Source organism: Micromonospora sp. DT227 (assembly GCF_049841835.1).
Taxonomy (GTDB): Bacteria; Actinomycetota; Actinomycetes; order Mycobacteriales; family Micromonosporaceae; genus Micromonospora.
The window spans coordinates 618,565-641,212 of the sequence record NZ_JBNCLA010000004.1; the positions used below are offsets into that span (position 1 = coordinate 618,565).

The 22,648-nt window shown below is 72.6% G+C and carries 20 protein-coding genes; 11 read left to right on the forward strand and 9 right to left on the reverse strand.

The features are described from left to right. Window positions 1–4 precede the first annotated feature (4 nt). Both ACLQ2W_RS17830 and ACLQ2W_RS17835 read right to left on the reverse strand, forming a co-directional pair. Complete coding sequence (locus ACLQ2W_RS17830) at window positions 5–1,366, reverse strand: sensor histidine kinase (protein WP_425787443.1); 1,362 nt, start codon at window positions 1,364–1,366, stop codon at window positions 5–7. 38 nt (window positions 1,367–1,404) lie between these two features. Continuing rightward, entirely contained in the window at window positions 1,405–2,061 is a 657-nt protein-coding gene (locus ACLQ2W_RS17835) for a response regulator transcription factor (RefSeq protein WP_107159334.1), read from the reverse strand. Between the two features lie 97 nt (window positions 2,062–2,158). Here ACLQ2W_RS17835 and ACLQ2W_RS17840 point away from each other — a divergent pair, with 97 nt between their 5' ends. Continuing rightward, a complete protein-coding gene (locus tag ACLQ2W_RS17840; protein WP_425787396.1) occupies window positions 2,159–3,289 on the forward strand; it encodes a LolA family protein in 1,131 nt (376 codons plus the stop codon). A gap of 245 nt (window positions 3,290–3,534) precedes the next feature. Further along, on the forward strand, window positions 3,535–5,751 hold the full coding sequence (locus ACLQ2W_RS17845; RefSeq protein WP_425787444.1) for a HelD family protein: 2,217 nt from the start codon (window positions 3,535–3,537) through the stop codon (window positions 5,749–5,751). Between the two features lie 57 nt (window positions 5,752–5,808). Here ACLQ2W_RS17845 and ACLQ2W_RS17850 read toward each other — a convergent pair whose 3' ends face one another. Then, window positions 5,809–6,231 (reverse strand): hypothetical protein, encoded by a 423-nt coding sequence (locus ACLQ2W_RS17850; RefSeq protein WP_405093116.1) that lies wholly within the window; start codon window positions 6,229–6,231, stop codon window positions 5,809–5,811. 277 nt (window positions 6,232–6,508) lie between these two features. Between ACLQ2W_RS17850 and ACLQ2W_RS17855 the strand changes: the two genes are divergently transcribed. Next, a complete protein-coding gene (locus ACLQ2W_RS17855; protein ID WP_425787397.1) occupies window positions 6,509–6,886 on the forward strand; it encodes a hypothetical protein in 378 nt (125 codons plus the stop codon). Window positions 6,887–6,946: 60 nt separating this feature from the next. On the opposite strand, the gene ACLQ2W_RS17860 is transcribed toward ACLQ2W_RS17855, so the two are convergent. From ACLQ2W_RS17860 to ACLQ2W_RS17870, 3 genes are all read right to left on the reverse strand, one after another. Continuing rightward, window positions 6,947–7,933 carry a sporulation protein gene (locus ACLQ2W_RS17860; protein WP_425787398.1) on the reverse strand — a complete coding sequence of 329 codons (987 nt, stop codon included), beginning with the start codon at window positions 7,931–7,933 and terminating at the stop codon, window positions 6,947–6,949. 94 nt (window positions 7,934–8,027) lie between these two features. Next, window positions 8,028–8,804, reverse strand: a complete 777-nt coding sequence (locus ACLQ2W_RS17865) for a DeoR/GlpR family DNA-binding transcription regulator (protein ID WP_425787399.1) — start codon at window positions 8,802–8,804, stop codon at window positions 8,028–8,030. Then, entirely contained in the window at window positions 8,804–10,795 is a 1,992-nt protein-coding gene (locus ACLQ2W_RS17870; RefSeq protein ID WP_425787400.1) for a beta-galactosidase, read from the reverse strand. The genes ACLQ2W_RS17865 and ACLQ2W_RS17870 overlap by 1 nt, the downstream gene beginning before the upstream one ends. Before the next feature lie 228 nt (window positions 10,796–11,023). Here ACLQ2W_RS17870 and ACLQ2W_RS17875 point away from each other — a divergent pair, with 228 nt between their 5' ends. The 6 genes from ACLQ2W_RS17875 (at window position 11,024) to ACLQ2W_RS17900 (ending at window position 18,301) form a co-directional block, all read left to right on the forward strand. Continuing rightward, on the forward strand, window positions 11,024–12,355 hold the full coding sequence (locus tag ACLQ2W_RS17875) for an ABC transporter substrate-binding protein (protein ID WP_425787401.1): 1,332 nt from the start codon (window positions 11,024–11,026) through the stop codon (window positions 12,353–12,355). Between the two features lie 22 nt (window positions 12,356–12,377). Next, the gene (locus ACLQ2W_RS17880; RefSeq protein WP_281935113.1) at window positions 12,378–13,334 is read left to right on the forward strand and encodes a carbohydrate ABC transporter permease; all 957 of its coding nucleotides are present in this window, start codon (window positions 12,378–12,380) and stop codon (window positions 13,332–13,334) included. After that, the gene (locus ACLQ2W_RS17885) at window positions 13,331–14,215 is read left to right on the forward strand and encodes a carbohydrate ABC transporter permease (protein ID WP_107159353.1); all 885 of its coding nucleotides are present in this window, start codon (window positions 13,331–13,333) and stop codon (window positions 14,213–14,215) included. The genes ACLQ2W_RS17880 and ACLQ2W_RS17885 overlap by 4 nt, the downstream gene beginning before the upstream one ends. Window positions 14,216–14,381: 166 nt before the next feature. After that, window positions 14,382–16,550, forward strand: coding sequence for an alpha-galactosidase (locus tag ACLQ2W_RS17890; RefSeq protein ID WP_425787402.1), 2,169 nt, complete (start codon window positions 14,382–14,384; stop codon window positions 16,548–16,550). A 102-nt stretch (window positions 16,551–16,652) separates the two neighbouring features. Continuing rightward, complete coding sequence (locus ACLQ2W_RS17895; RefSeq protein ID WP_425787445.1) at window positions 16,653–17,045, forward strand: YciI family protein; 393 nt, start codon at window positions 16,653–16,655, stop codon at window positions 17,043–17,045. A gap of 2 nt (window positions 17,046–17,047) precedes the next feature. Then, window positions 17,048–18,301: an RNA polymerase sigma factor gene (locus tag ACLQ2W_RS17900; protein ID WP_425787446.1), complete on the forward strand. Its 1,254-nt coding sequence runs from the start codon at window positions 17,048–17,050 to the stop codon at window positions 18,299–18,301. Window positions 18,302–18,349: 48 nt separating this feature from the next. On the opposite strand, the gene ACLQ2W_RS17905 is transcribed toward ACLQ2W_RS17900, so the two are convergent. Both ACLQ2W_RS17905 and ACLQ2W_RS17910 read right to left on the reverse strand, forming a co-directional pair. Then, window positions 18,350–18,928: a hypothetical protein gene (locus tag ACLQ2W_RS17905; RefSeq protein ID WP_425787403.1), complete on the reverse strand. Its 579-nt coding sequence runs from the start codon at window positions 18,926–18,928 to the stop codon at window positions 18,350–18,352. A gap of 142 nt (window positions 18,929–19,070) precedes the next feature. After that, entirely contained in the window at window positions 19,071–19,331 is a 261-nt protein-coding gene (locus tag ACLQ2W_RS17910; RefSeq protein WP_425787404.1) for a winged helix-turn-helix domain-containing protein, read from the reverse strand. Between the two features lie 181 nt (window positions 19,332–19,512). Between ACLQ2W_RS17910 and ACLQ2W_RS17915 the strand changes: the two genes are divergently transcribed. Continuing rightward, entirely contained in the window at window positions 19,513–19,674 is a 162-nt protein-coding gene (locus ACLQ2W_RS17915) for a hypothetical protein (RefSeq protein WP_425787405.1), read from the forward strand. Window positions 19,675–19,920: 246 nt separating this feature from the next. On the opposite strand, the gene ACLQ2W_RS17920 is transcribed toward ACLQ2W_RS17915, so the two are convergent. Continuing rightward, window positions 19,921–21,303, reverse strand: coding sequence for a cellulase family glycosylhydrolase (locus ACLQ2W_RS17920; RefSeq protein ID WP_425787406.1), 1,383 nt, complete (start codon window positions 21,301–21,303; stop codon window positions 19,921–19,923). Between the two features lie 297 nt (window positions 21,304–21,600). On the opposite strand from ACLQ2W_RS17920, the gene ACLQ2W_RS17925 reads away from it, so the two are divergent. Next, entirely contained in the window at window positions 21,601–22,563 is a 963-nt protein-coding gene (locus tag ACLQ2W_RS17925) for a TIGR03557 family F420-dependent LLM class oxidoreductase (RefSeq protein WP_281935123.1), read from the forward strand. Window positions 22,564–22,648 lie beyond the last annotated feature (85 nt).

Here is a 22,648-nt window from a genome sequence, read left to right on the forward strand (position 1 = left end):
CCTGTCACTCCGGGTCCGGCTCGGCCAGCGCGGGCAGCCGTACCGTCGCCCGCAGCCCCGGCGCGGCGGCGCCCGGCGTCGCGTCCGCCAGCTCCACCGTGCCACCGGCCCGGCGCACCAGCTCCCGCACGATGGCCAGGCCGAGGCCCGCCCCGCCGGCGTCGCGGGCCCGCGCGTCGTCCAGCCGGGTGAACCGGGCGAACACCCGCTCCCGGTCCGCCGCCGGGACGCCCGGCCCGTCGTCGGTCACCGTGACCAGGTGGTACGCGCCCGCCGGCCCGGCGGCGACCGCCAGCCGCACCTCGGCGGACGCGTGCCGGATCGCGTTCTCCACCAGGTTGACCAGCACCCGGCGCAGCTCCCCCGGGTCCCCCTCGGTCCACCACGCCCCGGCCGGCACCGCCAGCCGCACCGGCGGCGACGGGTAGCGGGCCGCCACGGCGCGCAGCAGCTCACCCAGTTCCACCGGACCCACCGCCGCCGGCCGTGCGGGGCGCGCGTCGTCCTCGTCGAGGCGGGCCAGCAGCAGCAGGTCGTCGACGAGACGGCTCAGCCGCTCGGTGTCGGCGAGCAGGTCGTCGGCGACCGCCGGCCAGTCGGTGCCGTCCCCGAGCCGCCGGGCCACCTCCAGCTCGGTCCGCATGTTCGTCAGCGGGCTGCGCAGCTCGTGCGCGGCGTCGGCCACGAACGCCCGCTGCCGGTCCCGGGACGCGGCCAGCCGGTCCAGCATGTCGTTGAGCGTGACCGCGAGCCGGTGGATCTCGTCCTGCCCGGCCGGCACCGGCAGCCGCTCCGCCCCGGCCCGCCCGGTGATCTCGGCGGCGCCGCTGCGCAGCTCCTCCACCGGGCGCAGCGTCGCGCCCACCACCCGCCAGGCCACCACCGCCAGGCCCGCCACCAGCAGCGGGAAGCCGACCAGCAGCAGGTTGCGCACCACGTGCAGGCTGTGCCGCACGTCGGACAGCGACTTGGCCACCAGCACCGTACGCGGCTCGGCCGGGGTGCCGGCCGGCACCGTCACCACCCGGACCGGCCCGGACAGGCCGACCCGCTGCCCGTCCACCACCAGCCGCTGCCGCTGCCCGGGCCGCAGCTCGTCGGGGCCGAGCATCGGCACCAGCCGGTCCGCGTCGATCGAGGCGGCCCGGATCCGGCTCTGCGCGTCCACCACCTGCACGCGCAACTGGCCGCCGGCCACCGGCAGCGGGTCCGGCAGCGCGTCCTCGGCGGTGAGCAACGCGACCGCGTCCGCGGTCCGCAACGCCTCCGCGTCGGCCGAGCGTTGCAGCGTCCAGCCGAGCGCGCCGAGCAGCAGCGCGCCACCGAGCGCGAACCCGAGCGCCAGCCCGAGCACGCCCAACGCCAGCAGCCGGGCCCGCAGGCCGAGACGGGGTCGCCGGCGGCTCACGTGGCCAGCCGGTAGCCGGCGCCGCGGACCGTCTCCAACCGCTCCCGGCCGATCTTGCGGCGCAGGTAGCCGACGTAGACCTCCACCGCGTTCGGGGCGGTGTCCACCGAGGCGTCCCAGACGTGGTCCAGCAGCTCGGTCTTGGACACCACCTCGCCGGGGCGGCGCATCAGGTAGTCGAGCAGCGCGTACTCGCGGCTGGTAAGCGCCACCTCGGCGTCGGCCCGGGTGACCCGCCGCCGGGCCGGGTCCAGCCGCAGGTCACCGACCGTGAGCACGGCCGGCCGGCGGGGCGCTCCCCGGCGCAGCAGCGCCCGCAGCCGGGCCAGCAGGACCACGTACGAGAAGGGCTTGGTCAGGTAGTCGTCGGCGCCGCAGTCCAGGCCGTCGGCCTGGTCGTACTCGCCGTCCTTGGCGGACAGCATCAGCACCGGCAGCCAGCGCTGCTCGGCGCGTAACCGGCGCACCACCTCGTAGCCGGAGAGGCCGGGCAGCATCACGTCGAGGATCATCGCGTCGTAGTCGCCGTGCCGGGCCGCGTCCAGCCCGGCCGGGCCGGTGGCCGCCACGTCCACCACGAAGCCCTCCGCCGACAGGCCCCGCCGCAACGCCGCGGCGAGCCGCGTCTCGTCCTCCACCACCAGCAACCGCACCGGTCCAGGGTGCCACCACCGGGTCACCCGTAGGGGATCGGCTCAGCGTCCTCACAGCGACGATCCCGCAGCATGGAGCGCAAGGAGGTGCACACTGATGTCTGTGATGAAGAACCGCGCCGTGCTGCGCTGGCTGGTCCCGGTGACCGCGGGGGTCGCCGTGATCGGGGGCGGTGCCGCCGTCGGCACGTTCGCCGCCGGCGCCGACCCGGCCCTGCCCCCGCGCAGCGCCGCCCAACTGCTCGACGACCTGCGGACGTCCCGCCTGGACGGGCTCTCCGGCACCGTCGTGCAGCGCGCCGACCTGGGCCTGCCGCCGATCGCCGCGCTCGCCGGCCAGGCCAGCGGCAACCAGCTCGCCGGGCTGGTCTCCGGCACGCACACGCTGCGTGTCTGGTACGGCGGCGAGGACCGGCAGCGGCTCGCCCTTGTCGACACGCTCGGCGAGCAGGACGTGCTGCGCAACGGCCGCGACGTCTGGACCTGGAACAGCCGGGAGAACACCGCCGTCCACCGGAAGCTGCCGGCCGACGGCAAGGACCTGCCGTCCGCGCCGGCCACCCCGGCCGACGCCGCCCAGCAGGCGCTGGCCGCGATCGACCCGACCACCGCGGTGACCGTCGGCCGGTCCGCCACCGTGGCCGGGCGGGACGCGTACGAGTTGGTGCTCACGCCGCGCGACAAGGCGTCGCTGGTGCACCAGGTGCGCATCGCGCTGGACGCGAAGGAGCACGTGCCGCTGCGCTTCGAGGTGCTCGCCGACGGTCAGGACGAGCCGGCGTTCGAGGTGGCGTTCACCCAGGTCGACTTCCGCACCCCGGACGCCGACCAGTTCCGGTTCAACCCGCCGCCCGGGGTGAAGGTCACCGAGGAGACGACCGAGGCGCGTCCCGGCCCGGCCACCGACCGGAAGCCCGGCGCGGCGGACGCTGAGCGGCCGGACGTGCGTACCGTCGGCACCGGCTGGACCACGGTGGTGGTCGCCAAGCTCGGCGACCCGGCCGGGCTCGACGGCGCGGCCAAGGCCGGCGGCACGAAGGCCGGCGCGGGCGCGCCGGACGCCGACATGCTGGCGAAGGTGCTCGGTGACCTGCCGAAGGTCAGCGGCGACTGGGGCAGCGGGCGGCTGCTGAGCGGCAAGCTGTTCAGCGTGCTGCTCACCGACGACGGCCGGGTGGTGGCCGGTCTGGTCACGCCGGAGCGGCTCTACCAGGCCGCGAAGGGCTGATCGAACGTCGGGCCCGGGGCCCGGTCGGCGTGCGCCGGCCGGGCCCCGAGCCGTGTCCGGGCTTGGTCGAATGGCGGGCGACGCGCTATCTTTCTCAGTTCAGGCACAAAAAAGGAATGGCTTATGAATGCCATTCCTGCGGCAATTTTAGTCAATGAGGAGCCCGCTTGTCAACGCACTCCGACGTGTCGGGTGAGCTGCACCAGGACGACGACGAGATCGGTCGCGAGCAGGAGTACGTCTCGATGCTCTACGACCGGCTGGACGGGCTGCGCGAGCAGGCCGCCCGCCGGCTCGACGAGGAGTTGCGCCACACCGGCGGCACCCAGCAGGCCCGCTCGCAGCGCGACTCCACCGTGGCGATGTACGCCGACCAGGTCGAGCAGTACTCCGCCGTCGAGTCCGGCCTCTGCTTCGGCCGCCTCGACGGGGACGACGGCGCCGCCCGCTACATCGGCCGGATCGGCATCTTCGACACCTCGGGCGAGTACGACCCGCTGCTGATGGACTGGCGTGCCCCGGCCGCCCGCCCGTTCTACCTGGCCACCGCCGCCAACCCGCAGGGCGTACGCCGGCGTCGGCACCTGCGTACCCGCGACCGGAAGGTCACCGGCCTCAACGACGAGGTGCTGGACATCACCGCCGCCTCCCCCACCGCGCACGAGGAGGTCACCGGCGAGGCGTCGCTGCTCGCCGCGCTCAACGCCGGACGCACCGGCCGGATGCGCGACATCGTCGAGACGATCCAGGTCGAGCAGGACCGCATCATCCGCGCCGACCTGCCCGGCGTGATGGTGGTGCAGGGCGGGCCCGGCACCGGCAAGACCGCTGTCGCGTTGCACCGGGCCGCGTACCTGCTCTACACCCACCGCCAGCAGCTCTCCACCCGGGGCGTGCTGCTGGTCGGCCCGAACGCCACGTTCCTGCGCTACATCTCCCAGGTGCTGCCGGCGCTGGCCGAGACCGGCGTGCTGCTGCGCACCCAGGCCGACCTGTTCCCGGGCGTGCACGCCCGGCGCACCGAGCCGGCCACCACCGCGGCGCTGAAGGGCCGCGCGGTCCTGACCGAGGTGCTCGCCGGCGCGGTCCGGGACCGGCAGTGGGTGCCGGCCGAGCCGATCACCGTCGAGCTGCCGCAGCGGGAGGTGCTCACGCTCGACCCGGAGACGGTCCGCCAGGCCCGCGACCGGGTCCGGCGCACCGGCCGACCGCACAACCTGGCCCGCGCGCTGTTCGACGTGGAGATCGTGCACGCGCTCGCCGACCAGGTGGCCGAGCGGATCGGCGCCGACCCGCTCGGCGGGGAGAACCTGCTCTCCGAGGCGGACCGGGCGGAGATCCGCCGCGAGCTGCGCGAGGAGCCGGAGATCGTGGCCGCGCTCGACGAGCTGTGGCCGGTGCTCACCCCGCAGCGGCTGCTCGCCGACCTGTTCGCGTCGCCGGAGCGGATCGCCACCGCCGCGCCGATGCTCACCGACGCCGAGCGGGCCGCGCTGCACCGGGAGCCCGGCGGCTGGACACCGGCCGACGTGCCGCTGCTCGACGAGGCCGCCGAGCTGCTCGGCGAGGACGAACGCGCCGCCGCCGCCCGCCGGGACCGGATCCGCGCGATGGAACGCGAGTACGCCGAGGGCGTGCTGGAGATCTGGCGGGGCTCCCGCTCGATCGACGTGGAGGACGAGGCCGACGGTGGTGAGATCCTCGGCGTGACCGACCTGATCGACGCCGCCCGGCTCTCCGAACGGCAGGAGGAGTCCGACCGGCTCACCACCGCCCAGCGGGCCGCCGCGGACCGCACCTGGGCGTTCGGGCACGTCATCGTGGACGAGGCGCAGGAGCTGTCGCCGATGGCGTGGCGGCTGCTGATGCGCCGCTGCCCGAGCCGGTCGATGACCATCGTCGGGGACGTGGCGCAGACCGGCGCGCTGGCCGGCACGCCGTCCTGGGGCGAGGCGCTCGCGCCGTACGTGGCGGACCGGTGGCGGCTGGAGGAGCTGACCGTCAGCTACCGCACCCCGGCCGAGATCATGGCGGTCGCCGCCGACGTGCTCGCCGAGATCGATCCGGCGCTGCGCCCACCCCGCTCGGTACGCGCCACCGGCGTACCGCCGCAGGACCGGACCGTTCCGGCGGACCGGCTCGCCGTCGAGCTGGTCGAGGCGAGCGCCCGCGAGGCCGCCGTCCTGGGCGACGGCCGGCTCGGCGTGATCGTGCCGGCCGGGCGGGTGGCCGACCTGGGCGCCGCCGTGGTCGCGGCGCTGCCCGAGGCGACCGTCGGCGAGCAGCCGGAGCTGGCGAACCGGGTGGTGGTGCTGACCACCGAGCAGGCCAAGGGCCTGGAGTTCGACTCGGTGCTGGTGGTGGACCCGGACCGGATCGTCGCCGAGTCCCCCCGAGGCCACAGCGACCTGTACGTCGCCCTGACCCGAGCCACCCAGCGCCTCACCATCCTCAGGACGTAAGGAGGGGCCCCTGCTTAACGCATTCGGTAGCGGAGGGGCCCCTGCCTAACAATCCGCTCAGCCGGGGTTGGCGCCCTCGTCGGTGACGTTGCCGACCTGGGCGCCGGGGGCCGAGGCGTCACTCGTCGACCCGCCGGCCGGGGTGCTCAGCCCGCCGGTGGTGGCGTCCCCGGTGGTGGTCGGCGCCACCTTCCCCGGATGCCGCTCCGGCTGCCGGGCCACTCGGCGCACGCTGGCCGGGCCGGCCGTGCCGCCGGTCGTGGTCACCGCGCCCTGGCCGCGGGTCGGCCCGCCGTCGCGCAGCACGTCCGGGTCGATCGCCACGTGCGCCGGGTCGTCCGGATCCGACTCCTGGATCACCCGCTGTTCGTCGGTCGGCGGCACGGTGACCTCGTCCAGCGCGCCCTCGCCGTACACGCCGCCGGCGACCCGCTGTTCGGCCTGCCGGGCGGCGTCCTGCCGGATGTCGTCCTCACGCACGTCAACCACCTCGCAGCTCGTGGTGTGGGTATCCGTGCTGCGTGCCCGGGGTCGGGGGGCTGAAACCGGCCGGGAGGCGCGTCGGTCGCGCACCCGGAGCGCCGGATGTCCGGTTCGGGGCGCGGCCGGCACACCGGCGGCACCCGCCGGTTAGCTTGTCTCGGGGGGCGGGTAGTCGGAGGGTGCCCCCGCCACAGTGTGCGAACCGTGCCGTGGCCGAACTGCGGCAGCGGGGCGAGGGGTGCCGTACGACTCATCAAATCCTGAGGAGGACCAGATGAGCACGCAGGCCGCATCCACCAGGCCGATGAACCGGCCCATGTCGGACGTCCAGAACCGGTCGAGCATGATGGAGTCGCCGACCCGTCCGATGCCGTCGATGCACGACGGCCACCGGGAGGAGATGCCCGCCCCCGGCACCGAGACGAAGCAGGCGTTCCTCACCACCGAGTTCTGGGTGTACGCCGCAGCCGCCGCGGTCGTCGTGATCGCCGCGTTCTGGAAGGGCACCACCGCCAACGGCCTGAACATCAACAACCCGAACCAGGCCTGGTGGTACCTGACCGCGCTGACCGGCGCGTACCTGATCAGCCGTGGTCTGTCGAAGGCGGGCAGCGCGCGCCGCTCCGGCAAGGAGCGTCGCGGTCGGCGCTGACCCGCGCCGCGTGACCGGCGACGCCCCCGGGATCCGTCCCGGGGGCGTCGTCGCGTGCCGTCACTCCTCGCCGAAGTCCCCGCCGTCGTCGCCCTCGAAGGCGTCCTCCAGCATCTCGCCGGCCACCAGACCGCCGGCGACGCCCAGCGCCGCGCCCGCCACCATGCCGCCCATGCCGCCGCCACGACGACCGTGGTGGCCCTGCGGGCCGTAGTGACCGGGGGCGCCGTAGTGGCCCTGCGGGGCGCCGAAGCCCTGGGCGCGCAGGCCGCCGTACCGGGACGTGGTCTCCCGCAGCCACCCGTCGACCACCTGCGGCCAGTCGGCACGCGAGGCGTCGCTGTGCGGGACGGAGTACCGCCCGTAGACGTCGTGCCCGGCGCTGAGGAAGCCGCCGCGCTTGTCGCACTCCAGGATCACCTCGACGCCCTGCTGGCTGGTCACGAACGTCAGCTCGACCTCGGTGACGGTCTGCGCGTACTGCGGCGCGGCGTAGAACTCGATCTCCTGGTAGAACGGCAGCGTCTGCGGCACGCCGTAGATGTGGCCGCGCTCCAGGTCCGCGTGCTTGAAGCGGAAACCCAGCGCCTGGAACGCGTCGAGGATCCGCTCGTGGACCGGCAGCGGGTGCACCGACACCTGGTCCAGGTCGGACTTGTCGACCGCCCGCGCCACCGCCAGCTCGGTACGCAGGCCCATGGTCATGCCGTGCAGCCGCTGCCCGAAGACGTCGGTGACCGGGGTCTCCCACGGCACCGGCATCTGGAACGGGATGGCGAGCTGCTGCTTCGGCGCCAGCTCGAACGCGTCGCTGACCGGCATCCGGTGGAACTCCATGACGCCGGCGTACTCGGTGTCGCCGCCCTCGATCTCGACCCGGGTGACCAGGCCGACGGTGATCCGCTCGATGCGCGCCGGCGCGTCGCCGCCGACCAGGTTGACGTGCCCGTCCAGGGCCAGCCCGGGCCGGGTGTTCGGGTTGGTCAGCACGGTGTCGACGCTGGGGCCGCCCACGCCGAACGCGCTCAACATCTTCTTGAAGACCATCGCCACTCCGCCTCCGCCATCCGCGGGCTCCACCGTGGAGCCCACGGGCCGTGCAGGGCACCCTAACCGCAATGGCTGGGAAATGCCTGAAAGGTCAGGCCACCGGTACGACGATCAGCTCGCCCACCTGCTCGCCGAGTTCCCGGCGGGCCGCCGCGGGCAGGCCCTCGTCGGTGATCAGCACGTCGGCCTCGTCCAGCGGCGCGATGGTGGCGATGCCGATCGTCTCCCACTTGGTGTGGTCGGCGAGCACGACCAGCCGGCGGGCGGCGCCGATCAGCCGCCGGTTCACCGCCGCCTCCAGCAGGTTGGGGGTGGTGAAGCCGGTACGCCGGCTCATCCCGTGCACGCCGAGGAAGAGCAGGTCCACGTTGAGCGCGGCGATGGCCGCCTCGGCGACCGGGCCGGTCAACGCGTCCGACGGGGTACGGATACCGCCGGTGAGCACCACGCTCTGGTCGGTGCGGGGGTTCTGGTAGAGCGCGTCGGCGACCGGGATCGAGTTGGTGACCACGGTCAGTCCGCGTACCCCGGCGAGCCGGGCGGCCAACGCGGCGGTGGTGGTCCCGGCGGAGAGCGCCACCGCCATGCCCGGCTCGACCAGCCCGGCGGCCCGCTCGACGATGGCCTGCTTCTCGGCCCGCTGCCGCACCGACTTGGCGGCGAAGCCCGGTTCCTCGGTGGAGCCGGGGCCGGCCAGCGTCGCGCCGCCGTGCACCTTGTCGATCAGCCCGCGCTCGGCCAGCACCTCCAGGTCCCGCCGGATGGTCATGTCCGACACGCCGAACCGGTCGACCAGGTGGCTGACCCGGACGCCGCCGCGCTGGCGGATCAGCTCCAGGATGGCGCTCTGCCGTTGCTGGGCGAGCATCAGACCGGCTCCTCGCGGACCACCGCCACCTCCCCCGCCGGCACCACCAGGTCGCCGTCGCACCGTTCGCCGGTGAGCAGTTCGACGCCGGTGACCGGCAGCCGGGCCGCGTCGTCGGTGTGGTTGACCACGAACAGCCAGCTCCGCTCCGCCGAGCGACGCCGGACCACCTCCACGCCGGCCGGCGCGGGCACCGGCGGGCGCACGCCGGCCTCGGTGAGCAGTCGGGCCACCAGCCGGTCGGTCGCCGCGTCGTCGAGCCGGGTGCCGACGTACCAGGCGGCGCCCGCGCCGACCGCGTTGCGGGTCAGCGCCGGCACGCCGGGCAGGGGCCCGTCGGCGTACGCGGCGAGCACCTCGGCGCCCTCGGCGTGCAGCCACTCGGTCCACACGTCGGCGTGGGCGCCGTCGTCGAGGCGGACCGTCTCGCCGGCGCGCAGCGGGAAGAACTCCTCCACGCGTACGCCGAGCAGGTCCCGGAACGCGCCCGGGTAGCCGCCGAGCCGGATGTGGTCGTGCTCGTCGACGATGCCGCTGAAGTAGGTGACCAGCGCGGTGCCGCCGGCGTCGACGAAGCGGCGCAGCGCGTCGGTGTCCGCGTCGCGGGTCAGGTAGAGCGTGGGCACCAGGACCAGCCGGTAGCCGGACAGGTCCGTCGACGGGTGCACCACGTCGGCGGTGACGCCGGCCCGCCAGAGCGCGGCGTGCAGCGCGGTCACCCGGTCGGGGTAGGTGACGTCGACGCTGGGGTGGGAGTCGAGTTCCGCGCCCCACCACGCCTCGTAGTCGAACAGCACGGCGACGTCGGCGTCGACCCGGCTGCCGCGTACCTCGGCCAGCGCGCGCAGGTCGGCGCCGAGCTGGCTGACCTCGCGGAACACCTTGGTCTCCGGGCCGGCGTGCGGCACCAGCGCGGAGTGGAACTTCTCCGCGCCGGCCCGGGACGCCCGCCACTGGAAGAAGAGCACCCCGTCGGCGCCGCGCGCGACGTGCGCCAGGCTGTTGCGGCGTAGTTGGCCGGGCGTCTTGGCCACGTTGCGGGGCTGCCAGTTGACCGCGCTGGTGGAGTGCTCCATCAGCAGCCAGGGCGCGCCGCCGGCCACGCCGCGCGTCTGGTCGGCGGCGAGCGCGAGGTTCACCTGCGGCTGCGGGTCGGCGGCGGTGAGGTAGTGGTCGTTGGCGACCACGTCCACGTCGGCGGCCCAGGAGTGGTAGTCCAGGTACTTGATGCCGGTGCCGATCATGAAGTTGGTGGTGACCGGCTGGGGGACGAGCCGGTTCAGCAGCTCCCGTTCGGCGCGGAGCTGGGCGCGCTGCTCGTCGGAGGAGAAGCGCAGGAAGTCGAGCTGCTGGGTCGGGTTGGCGAACGTCGGCGCGGCGCGCGGCGGGTTCACCTCGGCCCAGTCGTGGTAGCGCTGACTCCAGAACGCGGTGCCCCAGGCGGCGTTGAGCGCGTCCAGGTCGCCGTAGCGCTCGCGCAGCCAGCGGCGGTACGCCTCGGCGCTGACGTCGCAGTAGCAGTGCACGTTGTGGCAGCCCAGCTCGTTGGAGACGTGCCAGAGCACGACCGCCGGGTGGGCGGCGTACCGCGTCGCGACCGCCTCGACCAGGGCGAGCGAGCGGTCCCGGAAGATCGGCGAGCTGGGGCAGTACGCCTGCCGGCCGCCGGGCCACAGCACGGCGCCGTCGGCGCGGCGGGGCAGCGTCTCCGGGTGCCGGTGGGCCAGCCACGGCGGCGGGCTGGCCGTGGCGGTGGCCAGGTCGACGCGGATGCCGCCGTCGTGCAGCAGGTCGAGCGCGCGGTCGAGCCAGCCGAACTCGTACCGGCCGGGGGCCGGCTCCAGCAGGGCCCAGGAGAAGATGCCGACCGAGACCAGGTTGACCCCGGCGCGGCGCATCAGCGTGACGTCCTCGGGCCACATCTCCTCGGGCCACTGCTCCGGGTTGTAGTCGGCGCCGTACCAGATGCCCTCGCCGTGCCAGTTCCGCATGAGAGCTGAGGGTGCCCGCGAACGACAGCCAAGTCAACACTTTCCAACATCGACAGCGATTACAACGTTTACCATGTCTTTTCGCTGCCACAGCACGGTTATCGCCGGCCTTTCGCCCTCTTGACAGCGCCGAGCCAACGGGTAGCTTCAACCGCCACCGACTATTTCTGTTCGGACGTGTGGATTCTCGGTGGATCTCGTAGCCACCTCGTCCCCGCAGGAGGCACCATGTCCCGTCCCCGCTCACAGGCCGAGTACCTCGCCCGGCTCGTCCCCCCGTCCGTCGCCGGCCTGCGCCGGCGCTCGCTGCTGGCCGGCGCGGCGGGCGCGGGCGCGTTGCTCGGCACCGGCGCGCTCGCCGGCTGCGGCGACTCCGACTCCGACTCCGGCGGCGACGCGAAGAGCGTCTCGCTCGGCTCGAACCAGTCGGACCCGAAGCCCAAGGACGTCATCGCCAAGGTGATGGACGGCTTCAAGACGTCGTCCGGGGTGACCGTCAACATCAACACGGTCGACCACAACACGTTCCAGGAGAACATCAACAACTACCTGCAGGGCAAGCCGGACGACGTGTTCACCTGGTTCGCCGGCTACCGGATGCGGTTCTTCGCGGCCAAGGGCCTGGCCGGTGACGTCAGCGACGTGTGGGGCAAGCTCGACGGCTACTCCGACGCGTTCAAGAAGGCGTCCACCGGCGACGACGGCAAGCAGTACTTCGTGCCGGCGTCGTACTACCCGTGGGCGGTCTTCTACCGCAAGTCGGTCTGGCAGCAGCGCGGCTACCAGGTGCCGACCACGCTGGACCAGCTCACCACGCTCGGCGCGCAGATGAAGAAGGACGGCCTCACCCCGATCGCCTTCGCCGACAAGGACGGCTGGCCGGCGATGGGCACGTTCGACGTCCTCAACCTGCGGATCAACGGCTACCAGTTCCACATCGACCTGATGGCCGGCAAGGAGTCGTGGACCTCCGACAAGGTGAAGAAGGTCTTCGACACCTGGGCCGGGCTGCTCCCCCTGCATCAGCCGGACGCGCTGGGCCGCACCTGGCAGGAGGCCGCCCAGTCGTTGCAGCAGAAGAAGAGCGGCATGTACCTGCTCGGCCTCTTCGTCGGCCAGCAGTTCAGCGGCGCCGACCTGGAGGACCTGGACTTCTTCACGTTCCCTGAGGTCGACTCCACGATCGGCGCGAAGGCCCTGGACGCGCCGATCGACGGTTACATGATGGCCCGCAAGCCGAAGTCCAAGGACGCCGCCACCAAGCTGCTGACGTACCTGGGCTCGAAGGACGCCGCGAACATCACGGTCAAGAACGACCCGAGCACGCTGGTCGCGAACAGCGGCGCGGACACCGCCAGCTACACGGCGCTCCAGAAGAAGGCCGCCGAGCTGGTCGGCTCCGCCACCGAGATCGCGCAGTTCCTGGACCGGGACACCCGGCCGGACTTCGCCTCCACCGTGATCATCCCGGCCCTTCAGCAGTTCATCAAGAACCCGAAGGACATCAGCGGGATGCTCACCAGCGTCGAGAACCAGAAGAAGTCGATCTTCACAAGCTGACGGCGGAAGGGGGAAGGACACCATGTCCGACCTGCCCCTGATCCAAGCGGATCGCGCCGTGCCGCCGCCGGCCGCGACCACCACCACCGGTGGTCGCGGTCGCCGGCTACGGCTCCTGTCCGGCACCGACCGCGTGGTGATCACGCTGATGGTGCTGGTGCCCCTGCTGCTCGTCCTCGCCCTGGTCTGGCTGCCGGCGGCGGCGACCGTGCTGCTCTCCGGCACGGACTGGGACGGCATCGGCCCGCTCGGCGAGATCGACTGGGTCGGGCTGAAGAACTACGACGACGTGGTGAACAACTACCCGCCGTTCGTCCCCGCGGTGCAGAACAACCTGCTCTGGCTGGCCGCGCTCTTCGTGGTGGCCACCCCGATCGGGATGTTCCTCGCCGTGCTGCTCGACAAGGAGCTGCGCGGCAGCCGGTTCTACCAGACCGCGCTCTACCTGCCGGTGGTGCTCTCGCTGGCGCTCGTCGGCTTCATCTGGCAGCTCATCTACAGCCGGGACCAGGGCCTGCTCAACGGCGTGTTCGGCGGCGACACCGACTGGTACGGCGACCCGAACGTGAACATCTGGGCGGTGCTGGTCGCCGCCGGCTGGCGGCACGTCGGCTACATCATGCTGCTCTACCTGGCCGGCCTCAAGGGCGTCGACCCGTCGTTGCGGGAGGCCGCCGCCGTGGACGGCTCCTCGGAGACCAGCACGTTCTTCCGGGTCGTCTTCCCGGTGATGCGCCCGATCAACATCATCGTGCTGGTGGTCACCGTGATCGAGTCGCTGCGCGCGTTCGACCTGGTCTGGGTCATCAACAAGGGCCGCAACGGGTTGGAGCTGATCTCGGCGCTGGTCACCCAGAACGTGGTCGGCGAGGCGAGCCGGATCGGCTTCGGCTCGGCGCTGGCCACCATCATGCTGGCCGTCTCCCTGATCTTCATCACCGTCTACCTCTGGACCGTCATGCGGGAGGACAAGCGATGACCGCCGCCGTCTCCCCGGGCCGCCGCCGGCCGCTGCGGCCGGCCCGGGTGGTGCTGCACCTCTTCCTGGGTACGATCGCCGTCGGCTGGCTGTTCCCACTGTTCTGGGCGGTGCTCACCTCGTTCCGCTCCTACCAGTACACCGCCGTGCACGGCTACGTCTCGTTCGGCGGCTGGACGATCGACAACTACGTCACCGCGTGGCGGACCGCCGAGTTCGGCAAGCACTTCCTCAACTCGCTCTACATCACCGTGCCGGCGGTGCTGCTCACGCTCTTCCTCGCGTCCTGTGTGGCGTTCGTGATCGCCCGGTTCAGCTGGAAGCTCAACATCGCGTTGCTGGGCCTGTTCACCGCCGCGAACCTGCTGCCGCAGCAGGCCCTGCTGATCCCGCTGTTCCGGATGTTCACGCAGATCCCGCTGCCGGCCTGGATGAGCGACTCGGAGCTGCTCTACGACAGCTACTGGGGGCTGATCCTGGTCAACGTCGCGTTCCAGTGCGGCTTCTGTGTCTTCGTGCTGAGCAACTACATGAAGGCGCTGCCGCACGAGCTGTACGAGGCCGCGATGGTCGACGGGGCAAGCGTGTGGCGGCAGTACTGGCAGGTGACCCTGCCGCTGTGCCGACCGGCCCTGGCCGCGTTGGCCACGCTGGAGGTGACCTGGATCTACAACGAGTTCTTCTGGGCGACGGTGCTGATGCGTACCGGCGACAAGTTCCCGGTGACCAGCTCGCTGAACAACCTGCGCGGCCAGTTCTTCACCGACAACAACCTCGTCTCGGCCGGCTCGGTGCTGGTCGCGATCCCCACCCTGGTGATCTTCTTCCTGCTCCAGAAGCAGTTCGTCCGGGGCCTGACGCTGGGAGCCTCCAAGGGATGACGGCTCCGGGCTCCGGGCTCCGGGCTCCGGGCGACTATGCCCAAGGAGCGATATGACCAGGGGGAATAATTATGCCTCGTAGTCATAGCGCTCATGACTCTTGCCCTCTCCGCTCGCGTCGCTCTGCGTGACGAGCGCGGGGGCACTCATCGGGAATCGAGCGGTCATGACGCCTTCGGTCATCGTTCATCTGCGCCGGGCGGGGACCAGCCTGGTGCTCGACGCGCGCGGCTCGGGGCTGCCCCGGGTCGTGCACTGGGGTGCCGACCTCGGGCCGCTGTCGACCGCGGACCTCTCCGCGCTGGTCGACGCCACCGTCGCGCCGGTGGTACCGAGCAGCTTCGACGAACCCACCGTGCTGTCGCTGCTGCCCGAGGGGAGCGCGGGCTGGAGTGGCCGGCCCGGGCTTGCCGGCCACCGCGACGGCCGGGACTGGTCCACGGCGTTTCGCCTGGTCGGCCTCGACGTGATCGACCCGCCGAGCGACAACGGACCCGAGGCGGGGGCCGCGCGGGTCACCGTGCGGGCGGCGGACCCGGGGGCGGGGTTGAGTCTGTCGATCGAGATCACGCTGGACCCGGCGGGGTTGCTGACGCTGCGGCACCGGCTGCGCAACGACGGCGACGGCCGCTACGAGCTGCGCGAGCTGACCCCCGTGCTGCCGGTGCCGGCGGTCGCCACCGAGCTGCTCGACCTGACCGGGCGCTGGTGCCGGGAACGCGAGCCGCAGCGGCACCCGTGGCCGATGGGCGCCTGGGTCCGCGAGGGGCGGCACGGCCGCACCGGACACGACGCCACGTTGCTGCTGGTGGCCGGCACGCCCGGCTTCGGCTTCGGGCACGGCGAGGTGTGGGCGGTGCACACCGCGTGGAGCGGCGACCACGTCACGGTGGCCGAGCGCCGCCCCACCGGCGAGGCCACGCTCGGCGGCGGGGAGCTGCTCGCGCCCGGCGAGATCGTGCTCGGGCCCGGCGAGGAGTACGCCACGCCGCTGCTGTACGCGGTCCGGTCGGCGGGCGGGCTGGACGGGCTCAGCCACGTGCTGCACACCCACCTGCGGGCCCGGCCGGGTCATCCGCGCACGCCGCGCCCGGTGACGCTGAACGTGTGGGAGGCGGTCTACTTCGACCACGACCTGGACCGGCTGCGGGCGCTCGCCGACCGGGCCGCCGAGGTGGGCGTGGAACGCTTCGTGCTCGACGACGGCTGGTTCCGCGGCCGGCGGCACGACCTGGCCGGGCTCGGCGACTGGTGGGTCGACGAGCAGGTCTGGCCAAATGGGCTGCAACCCCTCATCGACCACGTACGCGGGCACGGCATGCAGTTCGGGCTCTGGGTCGAACCGGAGATGGTCAACCCCGACTCCGACCTGTTCCGCGCCCACCCCGACTGGGTGCTCCAGGCGCCCGGCCGGCTGCCGCCGGCGTGGCGGCACCAGCAGGTGCTCGACCTGGCCCACCCGGACGCGTACGCGTACCTGCGCGACCGGCTCGACGCGGTGCTCGGCGGGCACGACGGGATCGCGTACCTCAAGTGGGACCACAACCGTGACCTCACCGAGGCCGGGCACGGCGGCCGGCCCGGCGTGCACGGGCAGACCGTGGCGGCCTACCGCCTGCTGGACGAGCTGCGCGCCCGGCACCCCGGCCTGGAGATCGAGAGCTGCTCGTCCGGCGGCGCCCGGGTGGACCTGGAGATCCTGCGCCACACCGACCGGGTCTGGGCCAGCGACTGCAACGACGCGCTGGAACGGCTGGCCGTGCAGCGCTGGACCGGGCTGCTGCTGCCGCCGGAGCTGATCGGCACGCACATCGGGCCGGACCGCTCGCACACCACGCACCGCGTGCACGACCTGGGCTTCCGGGCGGTCACCGCGCTCTTCGGCCACCACGGCATCGAGTGGGACATCACCGCGATCGACGCGTCCACCCGGGCCGAACTGGCCGCCTGGGTGGCACTGCACAAGCGGCTGCGCCCGCTGCTGCACGGCGGCCGGGTGGTCCGGGTCGACCACCCGGACCCGGCCGTGCAGGCCCACGGCGTGGTCGCCCACGACCGCTCCCGGGCGGTGTACGCGGTCAGCCGCGTCGCCACCTCCGTCGCCCAGGTGCCCGGCGCGGTGCGGCTGCCGGGGCTGGACCCGACGCGGCGTTATCTGGTGCGCCCGCCGGCCGGGGTGCCGGAGCCGGCGCTGTTGGAGCTGACCCCGCCGGGTTGGCTGGCGTCCGCCGCCGGGGTGACGCTGCCCGGGTCGGTGCTCGGCACGGTCGGTCTGCAACTGCCCGCACTGCACCCGGAGCAGGCGCTGCTACTGGAGGTCACCGAAAGCTCCTGAGAAACTTCGCCGACGGATGTCGAGAACCGGGGTGGTGGCTTCTACCCGAGGGTGGAAGCACCGACAATCGGTGCTCGGCGTGAGGAGCGAATCGTGAAGTACATGCTGCTGATGCAGTTCAGCGCCGCCGGGACCGACATCCCGTCGGTGGACACCTGGACGCCGGAGGAGTTCCGGGCGCACCTCGACTTCATGGGCGAGGTCAACGCGAAGCTCATGGCCGACGGCGAGTTCGTGCAGGGTGAGGGGCTGGGCGGCCCACAGCAGGCCCGGATCGTCCGGGCCGGCGCCGACGGCGCGCCGGTGGTCACCGAGGGGCCGTTCGCGGAGACCAAGGAGTTCCTGGCCGGCTTCTGGATCGTCGACTGCGAGACGCCGCAGCGGGCGGTCGAGATCGCCGCGTTCATCTCCACCGCGCCCGGCCCCGGCGGCCGGCCGCTGCGCATGCCGATCGAGGTGCACCCGGTGATGTCCGGCCCGCCGCAGGAGATGTGACCCTGGCCGAGCCCACCGTCGAGGACCTGCTGCGCGAACTGGCGCCGCAGGTCCTCGGCGTGCTCGCCCGCCGCTTCGGTGACTTCGCCACCGCCGAGGACGCGGTGCAGGAGGCGCTGCTCACGGCCAGCCGGCAGTGGCCGGTCGACGGACTGCCGGCGCATCCGCGTGGCTGGCTCACGCAGGTCGCGTACCGGCGGATGATCGAGCTGGTGCGGGCCGAGACGGCCCGACGGGACCGGGAGGACCGCGCGGCCCGGCGCTCCGGCGACGACCGGCGGACCGCGCCGGCCGCCGACGAACCGTTCACCGGCGACCGGGACGACACGCTGGTGCTGCTCTTCCTCTGCGGCCACCCGTCGCTGACCACGCCGTCGGCGATCGCGCTGACGCTGCGGGCGGTGGGTGGGCTGAGCACCGCCGAGATCGCCCGCGCGTTCCTGGTGCCCGAGGCCACCATGGCGCAGCGGATCAGCCGCGCCAAGCAGCGCATCCGCGACTCCGGCCTGCCGTTCCGGCTGCCCGAGCCGGCCGATCGGCAGGCCCGGCTCGCCGCCGTGCTGCACGTCCTCTACCTGATCTTCACCGAGGGGCACACCGCGAGCCTCGGCGACGACCTGCGGCGGGTCGACCTCTCCGACGAGGCGATCCGGCTGGCCCGGGAGATGCACCGGCTGCTGCCCGGCGACAGCGAGGTGGCCGGGCTGCTCGCCCTGATGCTGCTCACCGACGCCCGCGCCGCCGCCCGGAGCGGCCCGTCCGGGGAGCTGATCCCGCTGGCCGAGCAGGACCGGTCCCGCTGGGACGCCGCCGCCATCGCCGAGGGCACCGCGCTGGTCACCGACGCGATGACCCGGGGGCCGGTCGGGCCGTACCAGCTCCAGGCCGCCGTCGCCGCGCTGCACGACGAGGCGCCGACCGCGGCGGCCACCGACTGGCCGCAGATCCTCGCGTTGTACGCCGTGCTGGAGCGGCTCACCGGCAGCCCGGTGGTGGCGTTGAACCGCGCGGTGGCGAGCGCCATGGTGCACGGCCCGACCGCCGGGCTGGACGCGCTCGCCGGCCTGGCCGACGATCCCCGGTTGGCCGGCTCACACCGGCTCGACGCGGCCCGCGCCCACCTGCACGAGATGGCCGGCGACCACGACGCCGCCGCAACCCACTACCGCGCCGCCGCCGCGAGAACCACCAGCCGCCCCGAACAGGAGTACCTGCTGACCCGAGCCGCCCGCCTGGCCACCTCGCCGTCCGGTTGACCCCGCCCTGTTCCCGGTGATCAAGGAGTTCGCGTCAGGGGGCGGAGGTCAGTGGGTGGCCGGGAGACGGGTGGTGGTGTCGCGGAGGGCCAGCGCGACGGTGGCGAACAGGGCCGCGCCGCAGCCGACGCCGGCGATCAGGGCCACCGTGGCGGCGGTGGCGCCCAAGGCGTGAGCGAGGAAGCCGGCCACGCCGAGCGCGGTCATCACCGCGCCGAGCCAGTGGTAGCGCGGCATCCGCCAGACGGCCGCCAGGCCGAAGAAGTGCACGCCCACCACCACCGCGACCCAGGCCACCGACACGGCGGGCCGGTCGAACACGTTGTTGATCACGGCGAGGCCGCCGAAGAGCGCGACCGCCTCCAACGCCACCACGATCCAGTAGCGGCGGTCCATGAACCCCGCCGCCTCCGGTCCCTGCGCGCCGGGCGGGGCCTGCCGGGCCACCCGGAACAGACCGACCAGGAGCAGCGCGGCCACCAGCAGGCCGGCGATCCGCAGCACGAGCGGCCAGGGCGCGGGCAGGCCGCCGCTGTTCAGCATGACGAAGACGGTCCCGAACGAGATCGCCACCAGCGAGCCGATCACCAGTCCCGACGGTCGTCCCCTGGTCCCCGGCGTGCTCATCGCGTCCCCTCCCGACGATCGCGCGCCGCCCGGTCGGCCCGACGCGCGCCAGATCGTACGGCAGGCCGACCAGTCCACTCACACCTCGCCCCGTGATCACGGAGCGGGATCGGCGCCGTTCCTGACCATCGTCATCGGGTGCCTACGACTCGGCGACGTACGTTCCCGACCCCGGTACGCCCACCACGATGCCGTGCGCCTTGAGGGTGTCCACGGCGCGTGCGACCGTGCGCCGGGCCGAACCGTACTCAGCGGCAAGTGCGTCGTACGTCGGCAGGCGGGACCCGCGTGGAAACTCTCCGGCGCCGATGCGGCGGGTCAGATCATCGGCGATCTCTTTCGCCGTGTGCGGGATGGGCACGGGCGTCATCGTGCCGCCTACCCGGATCGGCACCGTTGACACGCCTGGCACTGCTTGCCTTACTTACACTTCTGGCACTAAATTCTCGCCAAAGGCACGGCCCGTGGTGGACGTGACGTCGGTGCGAGCCGTCGGCCATCGGAGGCGTCCTGACCCCGGCACGGATCAGGACGCCTCACCGGCTTGTCTCGGAGGTGAAGCGGTGTTGTCGGAGGAAGAACCGATGCGCGTGCCGGTCAACATCAACGCTTGGCGGTGGCCTACCCGGATTGACCGGTTGGAGTGCGCCGAGTGCGGCTCGGCGCTGCCGGTTCACCGACTCACGGCGCTGTCCGAGCTGGCCGAGGCCATCGAGGATCACGCCGGAGCGTGCGTCGGCTTCTGAACGGACCGGAACGGCCGCATCGAGATGCAGGAAGTGGGTGTGCGCCGGCCCAGCGCTCAGGGTGCGTGGGCCTACGAGGTTGCGGGTATGAGCGGGTCGCCAACGGTGACTCATCTACGCCATCAGGTCTGTAGGCACCGTCCGGCCCGGGTCGAGAGCAGGCGACGACTGAGCGGCGAGGCTGACCGCGTACGCGAAGAAGGGTGGCCGGGTCCGTGCGGACCCGGCCACCCGATGCGCGGTCGGTCAGCTCGCGGAGCAGGTCACCGCCGGGGTGGCGGCGCTGCCGTTGCCGATGAAGCCGAACGTGGTGCTGGCGCCGGCGCCGAGCCGGCCGTTGTAGTCGACGTTGCGGGCGGTCCACGCCGACCCGCTGCCGCTGACCGTGGCGTTCCACGCCTGGCTGACGGTCTGGCCGTTGGCGAACGTCCACGTCGCCGTCCAGCCGCTGATCGCGGCGGAACCGGCGGTCACCTTGACGTCGCCCTGGAAGCCGCCCTGCCACGAGTTGACGACGGTGAGGGTGGCGGTGCAGCCACCGGCCGGCGGGGGCGTGGTGGTCGGCGGCGGGGTCGGGGTCGGGCTGCTGGTGGGGCTGGGGCTCGTCGTGGGGCTCGGGCTGGTGGTCGGGCTCGGCGAGCTGCCGGCGTAGACCGAGGCCTCACGCGAGGTGGCGGCGATGCCGTTGGCGCCGTTGAAGATGCGCTGGCCCCAGCTGGTGAGCTGGGCCGGGTTGAAGCCGGTGGTCATGTCCAGGTATTCCACGCCGCCGCCGTTGCCGCTCCAGGACCAGCCGAGGTAGCCGATCCGGTTGGTCTGGGCGTAGGACATGATGGCGTCCTCGTCGGGGTTGCCGTCGGAGTGGTTGAAGCCGAACTCACCGACCACGATGGGCAGCCCGGCGGTGCGGAACCGGCCCAGGTAGTCGCTGATCTCGGCGGCGGTGTCGAACACGCCGTACATGTGGATGGAGAAGACGGTGTTGCGCTGCGGGTCGGCGTTGAAGACGGTGCCGGCGTTGTCGCGCATGGTGAACGACCAGTCCTGGCCCCAGTTCGGCGCGTCCACCATGATGGTGTGGGTGAGGCCACCGGCGCGCAGCCGCTTGATCGCGTTCGAGGTGTCGGTGGTCCAGGCGCTGTAGCCCTGGTTGCCGAACGGCTCGTTGCCGATGTTGACGATGACGTACTTCTCCTGGCCCTTGAGCACGTCGGCGATGCTCAGCCAGTAGTCGGTCGCCTTGGCCAGCGTGGTGGCGACGCCGTCCTCGCCGTAACCGGTGGTGTCGTGCACCTCCAGCACGCAGATGAGCCGGTTGGCCTTGCACAGTGAGATCACGTTGGCCACGTCGGCGGCGCTGTTCTTCGTCCAGCGGTCACCGCTGGCCAGCACCACCCGGACGGTGTTGGCGCCGAGGGCCTTGATGTTGGCGAACGAGCTGGTCTGCTGCGGGTACCAGGTGTGCGCGTGGTTGACGCCGCGCATCACGAACTCGGTGCCGTTGGCGTCGTAGAGCCGACCATTCGAGACGGAGAACCCGGTCGCGGCCTGCGCCGGCTGCCCGAAGGCGAAGACGGCGGTGAGCGCCGTCAGCAGGGCGACGCCCGCGGCGGAGAGCATTTTCTTCATGGCTGTCCTCTGAAGGGAGATCTCCCCCGTGCCCGTGTGGGGGTGCGGTGATGGTGATGACGGTCCCGGACGCCGGCATCAGCGTAGGCCGATGAACCTCTTAAGGCAACCGGTTAAGTCCTGTGGCGGCCCGCGTCGTCACGGGCCGCCACAGGGGCGGTCATCCCCACCACAGGATGGTGCGCCTCTCCGGTCTGAACCGGTTAAGCGGACTGTAGGCAGCATCAAACCACGCGTCAAGGTTGACGCGCGCCCGGTGGGGTATCCGGGGACGATCCACCCGGGAGGAGAGGTGCCATGGTCAACGTCGGCTACACCCTGATGTGCGAGCAGGCCGGTCCGAAGGAGTTGGTCGACCACGCGGTGCGCGCCGAAGCCGCCGGGTTCGACCACCTGGTCATGTCCGACCACTACTACCCGTGGCTGGAGTCGCAGGGCCACTCGCCGTACGCCTGGTCGGTGCTCGGCGCGGTCGCCCACGCCACCACCCGGCCGGAGCTGCTGTCGTTCGTCACCTGCCCGATCCGCCGCTACCACCCGGCGGTGGTGGCGCAGAAGGCCAGCACCATCGGGGTGCTGTCGGACGGGCGGTTCACGCTCGGCCTCGGCGCCGGGGAGAACCTCAACGAACACGTGGTCGGCGGTTGGCCGCACGTGCAGCAGCGGCACGAGATGTTCGAGGAGGCGTTGCAGATCATCCGGCCGCTGCTCAACGGCGAGACGCTGACGTTCTCCGGCAACCACTTCGACGTGCCCGACGCGTACGTCTGGGACCGGCCCGAACGGCCGGTGCCGATGGCGGTGGCGGCGTCCGGCCGGCAGTCCGCCACGCTCGCCGCCGAGTACGCGGACGCCATGATCGCCACCGACCCGCTGTCCCACCTCGTCGACATGTACGAGGAGGCCGGCGGCGCGGGTCGCCCCCGCTACGGCCAGGTGGCCATCTGCTACGGCCCCGACGAGGACGAGTGCCGCAAGATCGTGCACGACCAGTTCCGCTGGTTCGGCATGGGCTGGAAGGTCAACGCGGACCTGCCCAACCCGGACGCGTTCGACGCGGCCACCCAGTTCGTCCGCGAGGAGGACGTGGCCGAGGGCATCTCCTGCGGCCCGGACGTCGAGCGGCACGTCGAGGCGTTCAAGAAGTTCGTCGACGCCGGCTTCACCCACGTGGCGCTGGTCCAGGTCGGCGGCGACCGTCAGCCGATGTTCCTCGACTGGGCCCAGGAGGAACTGCTGCCCCGGCTGCGCGAGCTGTGACCGGGCCGGGGGGGGGGGGGGGGGGGCCGCCCCCCCCCCCCCCCGCGCGGCCGCCGGGCGGCGGGGGGGGGGGGGGGGGTGAAAA

Bases quoted from the DNA above. Each gene is read 5' to 3' on its own strand.
- ACLQ2W_RS17840 (WP_425787396.1), top strand. From the start codon at position 2,159: ATGTCTGTGATGAAGAACCGCGCCGTGCTGCGCTGGCTGGTCCCGGTG.
- ACLQ2W_RS17845 (WP_425787444.1), top strand. From the start codon at position 3,535: ATGCTCTACGACCGGCTGGACGGGCTGCGCGAGCAGGCCGCCCGCCGG.
- ACLQ2W_RS17855 (WP_425787397.1), top strand. From the start codon at position 6,509: ATGAGCACGCAGGCCGCATCCACCAGGCCGATGAACCGGCCCATGTCG.
- ACLQ2W_RS17860 (WP_425787398.1), bottom strand. From the start codon at position 7,933: ATGGTCTTCAAGAAGATGTTGAGCGCGTTCGGCGTGGGCGGCCCCAGC.
- ACLQ2W_RS17865 (WP_425787399.1), bottom strand. From the start codon at position 8,804: ATGCTCGCCCAGCAACGGCAGAGCGCCATCCTGGAGCTGATCCGCCAG.
- ACLQ2W_RS17870 (WP_425787400.1), bottom strand. From the start codon at position 10,795: ATGCGGAACTGGCACGGCGAGGGCATCTGGTACGGCGCCGACTACAAC.
- ACLQ2W_RS17875 (WP_425787401.1), top strand. From the start codon at position 11,024: ATGTCCCGTCCCCGCTCACAGGCCGAGTACCTCGCCCGGCTCGTCCCC.
- ACLQ2W_RS17880 (WP_281935113.1), top strand. From the start codon at position 12,378: ATGTCCGACCTGCCCCTGATCCAAGCGGATCGCGCCGTGCCGCCGCCG.
- ACLQ2W_RS17885 (WP_107159353.1), top strand. From the start codon at position 13,331: ATGACCGCCGCCGTCTCCCCGGGCCGCCGCCGGCCGCTGCGGCCGGCC.
- ACLQ2W_RS17890 (WP_425787402.1), top strand. From the start codon at position 14,382: ATGACGCCTTCGGTCATCGTTCATCTGCGCCGGGCGGGGACCAGCCTG.
- ACLQ2W_RS17895 (WP_425787445.1), top strand. From the start codon at position 16,653: ATGCTGCTGATGCAGTTCAGCGCCGCCGGGACCGACATCCCGTCGGTG.
- ACLQ2W_RS17905 (WP_425787403.1), bottom strand. From the start codon at position 18,928: ATGAGCACGCCGGGGACCAGGGGACGACCGTCGGGACTGGTGATCGGC.
- ACLQ2W_RS17915 (WP_425787405.1), top strand. From the start codon at position 19,513: ATGCGCGTGCCGGTCAACATCAACGCTTGGCGGTGGCCTACCCGGATT.
- ACLQ2W_RS17920 (WP_425787406.1), bottom strand. From the start codon at position 21,303: ATGAAGAAAATGCTCTCCGCCGCGGGCGTCGCCCTGCTGACGGCGCTC.
- ACLQ2W_RS17925 (WP_281935123.1), top strand. From the start codon at position 21,601: ATGGTCAACGTCGGCTACACCCTGATGTGCGAGCAGGCCGGTCCGAAG.